At 65.5% G+C, this 14,522-nt stretch carries 11 protein-coding genes; 3 read left to right on the top strand and 8 right to left on the bottom strand.

The features are described 5' to 3' along the window. Window positions 1-94 precede the first annotated feature (94 nt). Complete coding sequence (locus GC088_RS14535; protein ID WP_323959708.1) at window positions 95-1,360, top strand: allantoate amidohydrolase; 1,266 nt, start codon at window positions 95-97, stop codon at window positions 1,358-1,360. A 122-nt stretch (window positions 1,361-1,482) separates the two neighbouring features. Further along, complete coding sequence (locus GC088_RS14530) at window positions 1,483-2,076, top strand: helix-turn-helix domain-containing protein (RefSeq protein WP_323959707.1); 594 nt, start codon at window positions 1,483-1,485, stop codon at window positions 2,074-2,076. A 57-nt stretch (window positions 2,077-2,133) separates the two neighbouring features. On the opposite strand, the gene GC088_RS14525 is transcribed toward GC088_RS14530, so the two are convergent. From GC088_RS14525 to rhaI, 8 genes are all read right to left on the bottom strand, one after another. Next, window positions 2,134-2,832 carry a GntR family transcriptional regulator gene (locus GC088_RS14525; protein WP_323959706.1) on the bottom strand — a complete coding sequence of 233 codons (699 nt, stop codon included), beginning with the start codon at window positions 2,830-2,832 and terminating at the stop codon, window positions 2,134-2,136. Then, window positions 2,829-5,669 (bottom strand): aconitate hydratase, encoded by a 2,841-nt coding sequence (locus GC088_RS14520; RefSeq protein ID WP_323959705.1) that lies wholly within the window; start codon window positions 5,667-5,669, stop codon window positions 2,829-2,831. The genes GC088_RS14525 and GC088_RS14520 overlap by 4 nt, the downstream gene beginning before the upstream one ends. A gap of 94 nt (window positions 5,670-5,763) precedes the next feature. Beyond that, window positions 5,764-6,492: a cupin domain-containing protein gene (locus GC088_RS14515; RefSeq protein WP_323959704.1), complete on the bottom strand. Its 729-nt coding sequence runs from the start codon at window positions 6,490-6,492 to the stop codon at window positions 5,764-5,766. After that, window positions 6,489-7,394 carry a DUF6807 domain-containing protein gene (locus tag GC088_RS14510; protein ID WP_323959703.1) on the bottom strand — a complete coding sequence of 302 codons (906 nt, stop codon included), beginning with the start codon at window positions 7,392-7,394 and terminating at the stop codon, window positions 6,489-6,491. Before GC088_RS14510 ends, GC088_RS14515 begins: the two co-directional genes overlap by 4 nt. After that, complete coding sequence (locus GC088_RS14505; protein ID WP_323959702.1) at window positions 7,387-8,517, bottom strand: Gfo/Idh/MocA family protein; 1,131 nt, start codon at window positions 8,515-8,517, stop codon at window positions 7,387-7,389. The genes GC088_RS14510 and GC088_RS14505 overlap by 8 nt, the downstream gene beginning before the upstream one ends. Window positions 8,518-8,533: 16 nt before the next feature. After that, window positions 8,534-9,973: a rhamnulokinase gene (locus GC088_RS14500; protein WP_323959701.1), complete on the bottom strand. Its 1,440-nt coding sequence runs from the start codon at window positions 9,971-9,973 to the stop codon at window positions 8,534-8,536. A gap of 4 nt (window positions 9,974-9,977) precedes the next feature. Beyond that, the gene (locus GC088_RS14495) at window positions 9,978-12,056 is read right to left on the bottom strand and encodes a bifunctional aldolase/short-chain dehydrogenase (RefSeq protein WP_416377473.1); all 2,079 of its coding nucleotides are present in this window, start codon (window positions 12,054-12,056) and stop codon (window positions 9,978-9,980) included. After that, window positions 12,044-13,210, bottom strand: a complete 1,167-nt coding sequence (gene rhaI / locus GC088_RS14490; RefSeq protein ID WP_323959699.1) for an L-rhamnose isomerase — start codon at window positions 13,208-13,210, stop codon at window positions 12,044-12,046. The genes GC088_RS14495 and rhaI overlap by 13 nt, the downstream gene beginning before the upstream one ends. 260 nt (window positions 13,211-13,470) lie before the next feature. Between rhaI and GC088_RS14485 the strand changes: the two genes are divergently transcribed. Beyond that, a complete protein-coding gene (locus tag GC088_RS14485) occupies window positions 13,471-14,469 on the top strand; it encodes a LacI family DNA-binding transcriptional regulator (protein ID WP_323959698.1) in 999 nt (332 codons plus the stop codon). Window positions 14,470-14,522 lie beyond the last annotated feature (53 nt).

The raw sequence follows: 14,522 nt of genomic DNA, 5'->3' as shown, positions 1-14,522 counted from the left end.
CTGAGGTGTGATCGCTGTAGGCCCTTCGACCATCGCTGCGCGAGATTGCAGCTGTCTAAAGATCGCAACCGGTGCTCAGACAGTGAGTCCCATCATGAATCCCTCTGCAACCCGGTCCAGCGTCGATACCGTCTCCGGCCTGCTGGACAACCTGTCCGGCATCGGCAGGGACGTCCGGCGCGGCGGCTATACCCGTCCCGTCTTCTCCACCCCCGAGACCGACCTGCGCAGCTGGTTCATCTCCCAGGCCGAACAGCGTGGACTGGATGTAACCACCGACCGCAACGGGATCATCTGGGCCTGGTGGGATACGGACTCCGGGGTGCGCACCGACGCCGTCGCGACCGGCAGCCACCTCGATTCGGTACAGGGAGGCGGTGAATTCGACGGCCCGCTCGGCGTGGCTTCCGCACTGGTGGCTGTCGACATCCTGCGCAGCCGGGACATCAGGCTGCGCAGGCCGCTTGCCCTCGCCGTTTTTCCCGAGGAGGAAGGTTCACGCTTCGGCGTCGCGTGCCTGGGATCGCGGCTGCTCACCGGGGCGCTCGACCCCGATAAGGCGAGGAATTTGCGGGACCCGGACGGTAATACCTACGCCGACGTCGCTTCCGCGGCCAGCCAGGACCCCCGGTTCCTGGGCCGGGACCCCAAGACGTTGGGCCGGCTCGGCGTTTTCGTCGAACTGCACGTGGAGCAGGGCAGGGGACTGGTGAACCTGAACCAGCCTGTTGCCGTCGGATCTTCCATCCTGGGCCATGGCCGCTGGAAGCTGTCTGTCCACGGACAGGGAAACCACGCCGGAACCACGCTCATGAGCGACAGGCGGGACCCCATGATCGCGGCGGCGAAAATCGTGGTCGGCATCCGGGACACGGCACGCAACTACCGGGGAGCCCGTGCCACCGTGGGGCGCGTGCAGCCGGTCCCTGGCGGAACCAACGTGATCGCCTCACGCGTGGACCTCTGGATCGACGTCCGCCATCCGCGCGATGACATCACCGCCACCCTTGTGGAGTCGATCCACCTCAATGCACAGGTGCTCGCTGCCGAAGAGGACTGCACGGTGACCTTCGATACCGAATCGCTCAGCCCCACCGTGCACTTCAACCCACGGCTGGCCGACCGTCTCAGTTCGATGCTGCCCGGCGCACCGGTGCTCGATACAGGGGCCGGCCACGATGCGGGAGTGCTCGCCGCCCACCTGCCCACCGCGATGCTGTTTGTGCGTAACCCGACGGGCATCTCGCACTCCCCGGAGGAAGGGGTGGAGGACCAGGACGCTGGAGCCGGTGCACTGGCGCTCGCTGATGTCCTGGCCGGACTGCTGACGGAAGAGGGGGATGCGGCATCACCACGCTGAGGGCCATCTATGATGGCGGGACACCCGAAACTTCAGCTGGGTCGGCTGCGGGCCCACTCGCGGAAGCAACAGCGGAACCGGCTGCGGAAACGACTGCGGAAACGATTCCGGAAAAGAGAGGCATGACTGCGGAGAATCCCGAACCGGGCGGAGCGCCTGAAAAGCTTGAGCGCATCATTGCCGGACAGCTCCGTCACTACCGGACCGCGAACTCACTCTCCGCGGCCGAACTCGCTGCAAGGACCGGGCTGTCCAAGGCGATGATCTCGAAGATCGAGACGGCCAGCACCTCGTGTTCCCTCACCACCCTGCAGCGGCTTGCTGACGGCCTGCAGATCCCCGTCACCGCGCTTTTCCGCGGCGCGGACACGGACCGGGACGCAACCTTCACCCGCAGCGGCCAGGGCAGCCTGACTGTTCGCAGCGGTACCCAGCACGGCCATGAATACCGTGTGTTGGGTACCCTCAAAGGCCGCAGTGATGCCATCGAGCCCACGCTTGTGACCCTCACCGATGCGTCGGACGTCTTCCCGCTCTTCCAGCATCCCGGAACCGAGTTCATCTACATGCTCTCCGGGAAGATGGTTTACGGGCACGGCGCCTACGAGTACACCATGGAGCCCGGCGACTCACTGCTCCTGGACGGCGAGGGTCCGCACGGACCGCTGGAACTGCTGGATCTGCCGATCCAGTTCCTGGCGATCGCCGCGAAGTAACCCGCGCTGCCTGGGCCGGGAACTGAACCGGCCCAGGCAGCAACCTCCGGTTGGAAGCTACTCCGGCCTGGCCGCCTCGCGCAGCAGACCGAGGCGCAGCGTGCGCGCAGTCTCGATATGCCGGCGCGCGATGGCACGGGCTTCATCAACACGCTGGTCCGCTATGGCATGCACCATCGCCTCATGCTCATCCAGCGCGTCATTCCACCGGTTACCGACCGACAGCGTGGAGCGGGGAGTGTGAATCAGGTGGGTCGACATCCTGTCGAGCAGGTCCTGAAGAACCCTGTTATGGGCGGCCGAGCAGACCGCGGCATGGAATTCCATGTTGCAGCGGACACGCGTGGGATCGTCGGGTGAATCCAGTTGCCTGTCCCGCTCGACGAGCCCTTCAAGCTTGAGTATGTCGGCGGTGCTTCGGCTTCGCGCAGCCTGCCCCGCCGCTTCCTCTTCCAGCATGATCCGCAGGTCGTAGATCTGGATGACTTCCTGCGGATCGATCTGCGGCACCTGCAGTCCGCGGGCTGCCCGCTCCAGCAGGCGCTCGTGCTGCAGGCGGCTCAGCGCCTCCCGTACAGGTGTACGGGAGACGCCGAACCGCTCGGACAGTCCGACTTCGCGAAGCGCAGTCCCCGGCGGATACGTTCCGGCGAGGATTTCGCTACGGAGCACCCTGAAGATGGCCTCACCATCGACCCGAGCCGGCGCGTTGGTCAGCTCAGATTGCGGACTGTGCCCGGAGTGATGGGGGGTCACTTCGAGGCGAGCTGCCGCAGGACGTACTGCAGGATTCCACCGTTCCGGTAGTAGGCCGCTTCACCCGGGGTATCGATACGGAGGACAGCATCGAAGACGATGTCCTGTCCGCCGTCCGCCGGGGTGGCGGTCACGGTGACAGTCCGCGGCGACGGACCGTCATTGAGCGCGGTAACGCCCGACACCGCGAAGGTTTCGGTTCCCGTCAGTCCCAGGGAGTCGGCGTTCTGGCCCTCGGGGTACTGCAGCGGAAGGACGCCCATGCCGATCAGGTTGGACCGGTGAATGCGCTCGTAGCTCTCGGCAAGGACGGCCTTGACGCCCAGCAGTGCGGTGCCCTTGGCTGCCCAGTCACGGGACGAGCCCGAGCCGTATTCCTTGCCCGCCAGGACAACCAGGGGAGTGCCCGCCGCCTGGTAGTTCATCGCGGCGTCGTAGACAGCTGCCTGCGGCGCACCTTCCTGGCTGAAGTCGCGGGTGAAGCCGCCCTCTACGCCTTCGAGAAGCTGGTTGCGGATCCGGATGTTGGCGAACGTGCCGCGGATCATTACCTCGTGGTTGCCGCGGCGGGAGCCGTAGGAGTTGAAGTCCTTGCGGTCCACACCGTGCTCGAGGAGGTAACGGCCGGCCGGCGTGTCCGACTTGAACGAACCGGCAGGGGAGATGTGGTCGGTGGTGACCGAGTCTCCGAGCTTGAGCAGAACGCGCGCGCCTGCAATGTCCTCAACTGGTGCCGGTTCCGCCTGCATGCCCTCGAAGTATGGGGGCTTGCGCACGTAGGTGGACTCAGGATCCCACTCGAAGGTTGCGCCCTGCGGGGTGGGCAGCGAACGCCACCGCTCGTCGCCCTCGAAGATGGTCTCGTAGCTGGACCGGAACATCTCGTTGTCGATCGACGCGTCGATGATCTGCTGGACGTCGTTCGGGTTGGGCCAGATGTCGCGCAGGAAGACGTCATTGCCGTCGTCGTCCTGGCCCAGCGGTTCCTTCTCGAAGTCGAAGTCCATGGAACCGGCAAGCGCGTACGCAACCACAAGCGGAGGCGAGGCGAGGTAGTTCATCTTGATATCCGGGTTGATCCGGCCCTCGAAGTTACGGTTGCCGGAGAGGACAGCGGAGACGGCGAGGTCGGCGTCATGGATCGCCTGGGAGATCTCCTCCTCCAGCGGTCCCGAGTTTCCGATGCAGGTGGTGCAGCCGTAGCCCACGATGTAGAAGCCGAGCTTCTCCAGGTAGGGCACGAGTCCGGACTTCTCGTAGTAATCGGTGACCACCTTCGAGCCCGGTGCGACCGAAGTCTTCACCCAGGGCTTCGATGTGAGGCCCTTCTCGACGGCGTTGCGCGCCAGGACAGCGGCTGCCATCATCACCGACGGGTTCGAGGTGTTGGTGCAGGAGGTAATCGACGCGATGGTCACCGCACCGTGATCGAGCTGGAAGCGCCGACCGTCAGCCATTTCGACGTCGATTGGGCTGCTTGCCCGCGGCGACTCGACTTCGGTGTGGGTGACCAGGTGGTGCTCGGCGTCCTTGGTCTTGGTGTCGGATTCCGTGTAAGCGGGCGGGTCGGAGGCCGGGAAGGTCTCTTCAAGGGCCTCGTTAACCGTTGCGCCTTCGGCTTCCACGCTCTTGTGAACGTAGTCCTCAAGGTCGGAGCGGAACTGTTCCTTGGCGTTGGTGAGGTCCACCCGGTCCTGCGGGCGCTTCGGTCCGGCGATGGACGGAACGACCGTGGACAGATCGAGCTCGAGGTATTCGGAGTAGGACACCTCGCGGGAAGAATCGTGCCAGAGGCCCTGCTCCTTGGCGTAGGCCTCGACGAGGGCGACCTGTTCCTCGCTGCGTCCGGTGAGGCGCAGATACTCAACGGTGACGTCATCAATAGGGAACATCGCTGCGGTGGAGCCGAACTCGGGGCTCATGTTGCCGATGGTGGCGCGGTTGGCCAGCGGTACCTCGGCCACGCCCTCGCCGTAGAACTCGACGAACTTGCCGACGACGCCGTGCTTGCGGAGCATCTCGGTGATGGTCAGTACGACGTCGGTCGCGGTGGCGCCGGCGGGAATCTCACCGGTGAGCTTGAAGCCGACAACGCGGGGGATGAGCATGGATACGGGCTGTCCGAGCATGGCTGCCTCGGCCTCGATGCCGCCGACACCCCAGCCGAGCACGCCCAGGCCGTTCACCATGGTGGTGTGCGAGTCCGTGCCCACGCAGGTGTCCGGGTAGGCGCGGAGTACCTGGCCATTCTCGGTATCCACCGATCGCGTCATGACGGTGCGCGCAAGGTGCTCGATGTTGACCTGGTGCACAATGCCCATGCCCGGGGGAACAACCTTGAAGTCGTCGAAGGCGGTCTGTCCCCAGCGCAGGAACTGGTAACGCTCCCCGTTGCGCTGGTACTCGATCTCGATGTTCCGCTCGAGGGCTCCGGCGTTGCCGAAGAAGTCGATCTGCACGGAGTGGTCGATCACCAGTTCGGCCGGCGCAAGCGGGTTGACGCGCGTGGGGTCGCCGCCGAGTTCCTTGACAGCCTCGCGCATGGTGGCGAGGTCCACCACGCAGGGAACGCCGGTGAAGTCCTGCATGATGACGCGTGCGGGAGTGAACTGGATTTCGGTGTCGGGCTGGGCGTCAGCGTCCCAGTTGCCGAGTGCCCGAATGTGATCTGCGGTGATGTTCGCGCCGTCTTCGGTGCGCAGCAGATTTTCGAGCAGAATCTTCAGGCTGTAGGGCAACCGGGCGGAGCCATCAACAGCATCGAGACGGAAGATTTCATAGTCCTTGTTTGAGACATTCAGCGTGCTTTTGGCGCCGAACGTATTCACAGAGCTCATTGCGGTCCTCTCCTGTGGTTTCCTGCCGACTTATTCTAATCACATCAGGAATCTTTGTATACAAAGGTACACACTTGTACGCGGGAGGGTTCGCCTAGGCGTCCCAGATGCCAAGCCGACCGCACATGCCGAAGGCGCGCGGCTCCGGCCGCGGAACAGCGCGTACGACGGCGGCGGCCCTCAAATGCGAGGAGTCTCCGGCCGCCAGCGCGGCCAGCTGCGAGCGGGTGGTCTCGACGTCGGACAGCACGGTATCCGACCACAGGGCGGTCCACTGCTCCACCCGGGGCTGCACGAGAGCCGCCGCCGCGGCGTAGAACTTCTCAAGCGGTCCGCGGTCGCCCTCTTGCAGTGCGCCCTGCAGCACCTGGTAGCCCTCGATCGCGAGGTCGCGCCGTCGTCGTGCTGCTTGGGCGCGTTGCGCCTCGCTGCCGTCCGGGAGGGTGAAGGCTTCCCGGTAGCGGTCGACGTCGGACACTATGTCCAAGGGAAAGGTGAGGACCGCGTCCCCTGCTTCCGGCAGCCCGGAGTTCTGCATCACGGTGAGGATATGCAGGTCACCGTGGTTGATCAGGCGGTGTACCGTGCCCGGACTGAACCAGAGCACGGAGCCCGCGTTGAGGGAGTCCCTCGCGAAACCCTCCGAGGACAGCGTGTGCACCTCGCCCGAGCCGCCCACCACAACGTAGCCCTCGTTCGACACCGTGTGCAGGTGCGGGGTTCCGCCGTGGTGGCCGTCGCTGGTCTCCCAGTCGTAGACGCGGAGGTCACTGATGCCTACGGCCCCCGGGAAAGCCGTCTTGCCCGGACGGGGCGTGTTCACAGCGCGGCGCCCTTGGCAATCCGTTCAACCTCGTCGCGGCCGCAGATGCGATCCACGAAGACGTAGCGGTGCTGCAGGCGCAGGGATTCGCCCGGGGCCAGTGAGATCTCCTCGTCGAAAGCCGGCGAGGGGGCCAGCGCCGCGAACGGCTCGCTTCGTACGAACCACTTCAGCGGAACCGACGACGACGACGTGCCCGCCATCGCGACGATGGTGGCGCCGCCGTCGAGCTCGTCATGCTGCCCCGCCAGGGCAAGCCACGGGCCGGAGGTTCCCATCAGGGCTTCGCCCTCGCCGCCGTCCGGACCGAGGATGGTGCAGCCGGTCCAGCTGCGCGGGCCGCGCCAGAAGAACCCGGTGTAGCCCGCGTTCGGGCGGCCATGCGTGGTGGGGCTGCCCAGTTCGAGCTGACGGTCAGAGACGTTGGTCAGCTCAGTGCTGAAATCCAGTTGCCACGACTGCTCCTGCAGGTCGACGCCGGAGAACACGGTCTCCCGCTGTTCGGTGATCCACCGCTCGCCCGAGGAGTTGCGCCAGGTCAGCGTTTCCGCCACGGACACCCGGTCAGGCGCGGTGGAAAGGGTGGAGAACTCCTCGTGCTCGATGGAGCCAAGGTTGTCGCGCCACTGGTAGTCGGTCTCCGGAGAGAATGTCGGTCCACCCCAGAAGTTCTGCCCGGAGATGTGGGACCAGGTCATCTGCAGGCCCTTGTGCCAGCGGTGGTCCCACGGCCGGAAGCCCGTCAGGGGTGCTCCGCTCAGCGTGCGCAGGGGGTGCAGGTAAGGTTTCGGCGCCTCGGAGCGGGTCGCCGGCGGGATGAAGACGTAGGTGGCGAGGTCGACTGATCCGCAGGAGAGCACCAACTCGCTGTTGTTCGGACGTCTCAGCTGCAGCTCAGGCACCGGCTGTCTCCTTCAGGATGGGGGTAGTCCGGGAAATTTCGTGCGGTGAACCATTCATGGACCAGTAAAACGGATTCTCCCGGGTCAGGTCACCACGCTTCACGCGCCGTCCGGTGATTGCCGACTCATACAGCCCGGCAGCGAGCTCCAGAACCCGCCGCCCGTCGGAGCCCGAGGCCGCTGGGCGCTCTCCCCGCTCCAACGAGGATACGAGTTCCTCGAGCTGGACCTCGTGTGAACTGCCGAGGTCCTGGGTGGGTGCCCAGGCCGCAACCGACTCCGGGTTTGCGTGCGGCGCGGGCGTCCACTTCCAGTGCGAGTTGTTGTACCCGTACAGGTGCTCCACCTCAACGGTCGCGTCGGCGAAATCGAACCGGAGGTAGCTTGTTTCCCGCGGCGAGAGAACGCTGTTCACCACGGAGACGATGGCACCGTTCGCGAACGTCACGTGTGCGAAGGACACGTCCTCCGTCTCCACATCGCGGCCCAGCGTCCCCATGGTTGCGCTGACCTCGGTCCAGTCCCCCAGGAGGGACAGCAGCAGGTCCATCTGGTGTATGCCGTGTCCCATGGTGGGCCCGCCGCCCTCGGTTTCCCACTTGCCCCGCCACTCGACGTCGTAATAGGCGGCGTCCCGGTACCAGAGGGTGTGGCAGATGCCCACCAGCGGTGCCCCTAGGTCACCGTCGGCGATTTGCCGACGCAGTGCCTGGGCAGCTGACCCGAATCGATGCTGGAATACATAGGAGGCGTAGGGGCCGTTCTCGCCCTCGTGGGTGAGAATCTCGTCGTACTCGGCAAGGGAAAGCGTGGGCGGCTTCTCGCACCAGACTGAAGCGCCGGCGTCGAGCGAGCGGATGACGGCGTCTGTGTGCGAGCCCGGGGGAGTGCACACCAGCACGAGGTCCGGGCGGACCTGCGCCAGCATCTCGCCGATCTCCCCGAAGGAGTGCGGTGCGCCGAACTGGTCCGCGACCTCCCGGGCGCGGCCGGCGTCCATGTCCACGACGGCCGCGATCTCCACGCGATTACCGAGCGACTGCAGCGCCGGCAGGTGCCTGCCCTGTGCGATGCCTCCGGCTCCCACGACGGCGGTGCGGATGGGGGTGGTGCGAGGTGCCACTGGTCAATCCTTTGGTTCAGATGGTGCTCAGGGACTTGTTGGGCTGGTAGTGCTGCGTTTGCGCGGTTCGGCGCACCGCCGCTCGGATCTCGGCGAGTGTTGCGTTGTTTCCGAGTGCTCCGTTTGCGCGCGCCTGCACCAGGACGTTGCCCAGGGCGGTCGCCTCGACCGGCCCCGCCACGACCGGCAGGCCGGTGGCGTCGGCCGTGAGCCGGCACAGCAGCCGGTTCTGGGATCCGCCGCCCACAATGTGCACGACGTCGATGGGCCGGCCGGCGAGCTCGGCCGCCTGCCGCAGCGTGCGGGCGTAGACGAGCGCGAGGCTGTCCAGGATGCAGCGCACCACGGCGGCCTCGGACTCCAGGGCCGCATCGGCCGCCGCACGGATGCGGGCCGGCATGTTGTCGGGGACGATGAAGTCGTCGGAGTCAGCGTCGATGACCGGGCCGCCGTCGGGGAGGAGTTCGGCTTCAGCGAGGACAGCTTCCAGCGTCACCGAAGGACCCCACTCGCGCAGGCATTCCTGCAGTAGCCATAAGCCGCCGCAGTTGCGCAGGTAGCGGATAGTGCCGTCGACGCCGCGCTCGTTGGTGAAGTTTGCGGCACGGCCGGCTTCGCTCAGGATCGGTTCAGCGAGCTCCACGCCCACCAGCGACCAGGTTCCCGAGGAGATGTAGGCAAAGTTCGGCGACGAGGCGGGAACAGCTGCGACGGCCGACGCTGTGTCATGGGAGCCGACAGCGACGACGGCGGTCTCGGCACTCAACCCTGTCTCTGCCGCAATCGAGGGCAGCAGCGTGCCGAGCGTTTCACCCGGTTCGATAAGCGAAGGAAACAGGGTGCACGGAATCTGCAGGGCGTCGAACAGCTCCGCGGCGAAGCTGCCGGTGGACGCATCGAGCAGCCCGGTGGTTGAGGCATTGGTGACCTCGCAGCGGCGCTTGCCGGTCAGCCAGAAGCCCAGCAGGTCGGGGATCAGCAACGCCTGGCCGGTGAGGGAAGGCTCAGCGGCCAGTTGGTACACGGTGTTGAATGGCAGGAACTGCAGGCCGGTGAGCTCATACAGGTGCTCGAAGGGCACCCGCTGGTGCACCTTCTCGACCGCGGCGGCAGTGCGTCCGTCGCGGTAGCTGTACGGCAGCGCGGCCAGGTTGCCGTCGTCGTTCATCAGGCCGTAGTCCACAGCCCAGGTATCGACGCCGATGCTAACCACGCGCTCGCCGTTCGTTTCCGCCCGCTCGCGGGCGAGGGTGAGGCCGCGCAGCACTTCCGCGAAGAGGGCACGGATGTCCCAGCGGAGGGCGCCGTCGATCTCCTGTACCCCGTTGGGGAAGCGGTGGACAACTTCGAGGGAGGGGCCGTCGGCGCCCATCCGGCCGAGAATGACCCGGCCGGATGAGGCGCCGATATCGACGGCGGCGTACACGTCGTGGACAGGGCTCAGCACGTTGGGCATGCTGCTATCGCAGGAAGGCGGCGGCCACACCGGCGTCGACCGGTACGTGCAGGCCGGTGGTGTGCGACAGTTCGGCCGACGTGAGCACCGCGGTGGCGTTGGCTACGTGCTCGGGCAGGACTTCGCGTTTGAGGAGGGTGCGCTGGGCGTAGTACTCGCCGAGCTTCTCTTCCTCCACACCGTAGACAGCGGCGCGCTTGGCACCCCAGCCGCCGGCGAAGATGCCGGAGCCGCGGACCACGCCATCGGGGTTGATGCCGTTGACCCGGACGCCGTGTTCGCCGAGTTCTGCGGCGAGGAGGCGGACCTGGTGGGCCTGATCGGCCTTGGTGGCCGAGTACGCGATGTTGTTCGGTCCGGCGAAGACGGAGTTCTTGGACGAGATGTAGATGATGTCCCCGCCCATTTCCTGGTCGATGAGGACCTTCGCGGCGGCCTTCGAGACCAGGAACGATCCCTTGGCCATGACGTTGTGCTGCAGGTCCCAGTCCTTCTCCGTTGTCTCCAGCAGCGGCTTGGAGATGGACAGGCCGGCGTTGTTCACGATGAGGTCCAGACCGCCGAAGGCCAGGACGGCGGCGTCGACTGCTTCCTGGACCTGCTCGGGGTTGGTGACGTCGGCCTGGATGCCGATCGCGACGTCGGGGCCGCCGAGTTCCTCGGCGACCTTCTCGGCGTTCTCGAGGTTGAGATCGGCGATGACCACGCAGGCACCTTCGGCGGCGAGGCGGGTGGCGATGGCCTTGCCGATGCCCGATGCCGCGCCGGTCACCAGAGCGATGCGGGTGGCGTGTGACTTCGGCTTGGGCATGCGAGCAAGTTTGGCCTCCTCGAGCGCCCAGTACTCGATGCGGAACTTCTCGGACTCATCAATGGGGGAGTAGCTGGACAGTGCCTCGGCGCCGCGCATCACGTTGATCGCGTTGATGTAGAACTCACCGGCCACGCGGGCGGTCTGCTTGTTGGCGCCGTAGGAGAACATTCCGACGCCGGGAACCAGCACGATGGCAGGGTCGGCTCCGCGCATGGCCGAGCTGGCCTCGTCCGCGTGGCGCTCGTAGTAGGCGGCGTAGTCCTCACGGTACTCCCTGTGCAGTTCCTTCAGGCGCTGCACGGAGTCCTCGACGGAGGCGTCTGCGGGCAGGTCGAGCACCAGCGGCTTGACCTTGGTGCGCAGGAAATGGTCCGGGCAGGAGGTGCCCAGCCCTGCCAACCGCGGGTGTTCGGAGGCTGCGAGGAAGTCCAGGACTCCGTCGTCGTCCGTGAAGTGGCCTACCTGCGCCCGGTCGGTCGAGGCGAGGCCGCGGATGACGGGGGCGAGGGCGGCAGCCTTGGCACGGCGCTCGGCGGGGGCAAGAGGTGCATAGCCCTGCAGCGGCTCCCCGAACGGGTTGGGGCGGCCATTCTCGGCGATGTACCGTTCAGCGGTTTCGATGATCCAGAGCGAGTTGTTCTCTGCCTCGTCGGAGGTTTCACCCCAGGCAGTGATGCCATGGCCGCCGAGAATGGTTCCCACTGCCTGTGGGTTCTCCGCCTTGATCGCCGCGATGTCCAGGCCAAGCTGGAATCCGGGGCGGCGCCAGGGCACCCACACCACCTTGTCGCCGAAGATCTTGGAGGTCAGGGCTTCCCCGTCCACGGCGGTAGCGATAGCGATACCGGAATCCGGGTGAAGGTGGTCAACATGGGCTGCGTCGACCAGTCCGTGCATCGCGGTGTCGATCGACGGCGCTGCCCCGCCCTTGCCGTGAAGGGTGTAGTCGAACGCGGCCACCATCTCGTCCTCGCGGTCCAAACCCGGGTACACGTTGGTCAGGGCACGCAGGCGGTCCAGGCGAAGCACGGCGAGACCCTGTTCCTTCAGGGTGCCGAGATCGCCGCCGGAGCCCTTCACCCAGAGCAGCTCCACATTTTCGCCGGTAACGGGATCCGTGTCGGTGCCCTTGGCGGACGTGTTGCCGCCGGCGTAGTTGGTGTTGCGCTTGTCCGCGCCGAGACGGTTGGACCTAACGATCAGGTCCTGGACTGTGGTGTTTACGTTGCTCGCTGCAATTGCGCTGTTTTCCATCTTTACGCGCCCCATCCTGCCTGCTGACCACCCTGGCGGTCCGCATTGATCTTTTCCTGGTAGCCGCTGGCAGCGTAGGCCGCCATCGGGTCCGCGGGAAGGCCGCGGGAATCACGCCACTGGGCAAGTGCCGGGCGGACGTCGGTGTAGAAAGCGTCCATGAAGACGGCGTGCGCGCCGAGGACGTCGCCTGCTTCCTGGGCTTTGGTGAGCGCGTCGCGATCGACGAGGAGCGCACGGGCTGCCATCTCCTGGACGTTGAGCACAGAGCGGATCTGTCCGGGGATCTTTTCCTCGAGGTTGTGGCACTGATCCAGCATCAGCGCAACCTTGCTGGAGGGCTCGAGGGCACCGCCGCGCGCCACTTCATACATGATGCGGAACAGCTGGAAGGGATCCGCTGCTCCCACAATCAGGTCATCGTCGGCGTAGAAGCGGGAGTTGAAATCGAAGGAACCGAGCTTCCCGAGGCGGATCAGCTGCGCCACAATGAACTCGATGTTGGTGCCGGGAGCGTGATGGCCGGTGTCCAGGCAGACCATGGCCTTCTCGCCGAGGGCGAGGGTGTGCGCGTAGGAAGTGCCCCAGTCCGGAACATCGGTGTGGTAGAAAGCCGGCTCAAAGAACTTGTACTCGAGCACCAGTCGCTGGTCATCGCCCAGCCGGTCGTACACCTTCTGAAGGGAGTCGTGCAGCCAGTCCTGGCGAGACCGCATGTCACCCTGGCCGGGGTAGTTGGTTCCGTCCGCGAGCCAGATCTTCAGGTCCTGGGAACCGGTCACGTTCATGACGTCGATGCATTCGTACATGTGGTCCAGTGCCTTGTTCCGCACAGCGGCGTCGCTGTGGGTCAGGGAACCGAACTTGTACATGTCGTCCTGGAAAGTGTTGCTGTTGATCGTGCCCAGCTTGATGCCGAGTTCCTGTGCGAAGTCGGAGAGCTCGGAGTAGTTCTCCACCTTGTCCCAGGGGATGTGCAGCGCCACAGAGGGCGCAAGGCCGGTCAGCTCGTTGACCTTGGCGGCATCGGCAATCTTCTCCTGCACAGTCCGCGGCGTGCCGGGGGTCTGGAACACCTTGAACCGCGTTCCGGAGTTGCCGTAGGCCCAAGAGGGCACCTCGATAGCCAGCTGCTCAAGGGTTGGCGTGATGCGGCTTAGGTCAACCATGATTCTTCTCCATCTACAGCTGCTGGCATCCGGGCCGGCGCGCGTCGTCGTTGTTTTGCACCGACTCTTCACGCACCGTAGAGGCGCTTGAGTGGAGAGTCAGCAGATGAATCAAATAATCAACTATAAGTTGAATCGATTCATTAGCACGTTTCAAAGGTATCCTTGGCGACAGGTGGTGTCAAGCAATTCCTTCCGTCCGTGCTTTCGCGGACTTTGCACCACAGAACCCGCTCAATCACAGGGAACGAGGCCTACCGATGGTCAGTATCAAGGATGTTGCCGACCAGGCGCAGGTGGCAGTCGGCACGGTGTCCAACGTGCTCAACAACCCGGAGCGCGTGGCCGACAAGACGCGTGAACGGGTGCTCAATGTGATCGCCGAGCTCGGCTTCGTCCGCAACGACGCCGCGCGTCAGCTCCGGGCGGGGCTTAGCAGGACCATCGGCTTGATCGTCCTGGACGTGAGCAACCCGTTCTTCTCCTCGCTCGCCCGCGCAGCCGAAGACCGCGCGGCGGAGTCGGACAGCACCGTGCTGCTGGGCGACAGCGGGCACGATACCGGACGCGAGGGCAGGTACCTCGACGTGTTCGAGCAGCAGCGGGTCAAGGGAGTGCTCATTTCTCCGGTGGGAAACGTGGATCCGCGGCTGGAACAACTGCGGGCGCACGGCGTTCCCGTGGTGCTGGTTGACCGCGTGGACCCGCAGCGCCGGGTGAGTTCGGTGTCCGTTGATGACGTGGCTGGCGGCTACATGGCTGTGAAGCACATGCTTTCCCGGGGCCGGCGGCGAATCGCATTCATCGGTGCGTCAACTGAGATCCAGCAGGTGGCGGACCGTCTCGCCGGTGCCCAGCAGGCGGTTGACGAGTACCCGGAGGCATCGCTGGAGGTGCTTGAGGCTGAGGCGATGACCGTTTTGGCCGGCCGCGCCGTCGGCGAGACGCTTGCCGGGCGGAACCGCGAGCAGCTCCCGGACGGAATCTTTTGCGCCAACGACCTCCTGGCGATTGGCGTCATGCAGGCGGTGCTGCTCATTCGCGGTCTGCGCATACCGCAGGATATGGCGCTCATCGGCTATGACGACATCGACTTCGCGCAGTCCGCCGTCGTGCCGCTCTCGACCGTGAGGCGGCCCACCGAGCTGATGGGGCGTACCGCCGTCGAACTCCTGTTGGAAGCCATTGAGCAGAAGCCGGCCGAAAGCCGCCAGGTGATCTTCCAGCCCGAACTCGTCACGCGCGGAAGCACCCTCTAGTTCCCCTCGCGGAACTCTGGTTCAGCGAGCGCGGGTGCCGTAAAGTGTGAAAC

It is taken from the genome of Arthrobacter sp. JZ12 (genome assembly GCF_035189165.1).
Taxonomy (GTDB): domain Bacteria; phylum Actinomycetota; class Actinomycetes; order Actinomycetales; family Micrococcaceae; genus Arthrobacter_D.
Note: the sequence above shows the minus strand (reverse complement) of the source record. Positions and strands in the feature narration are given on the sequence as shown.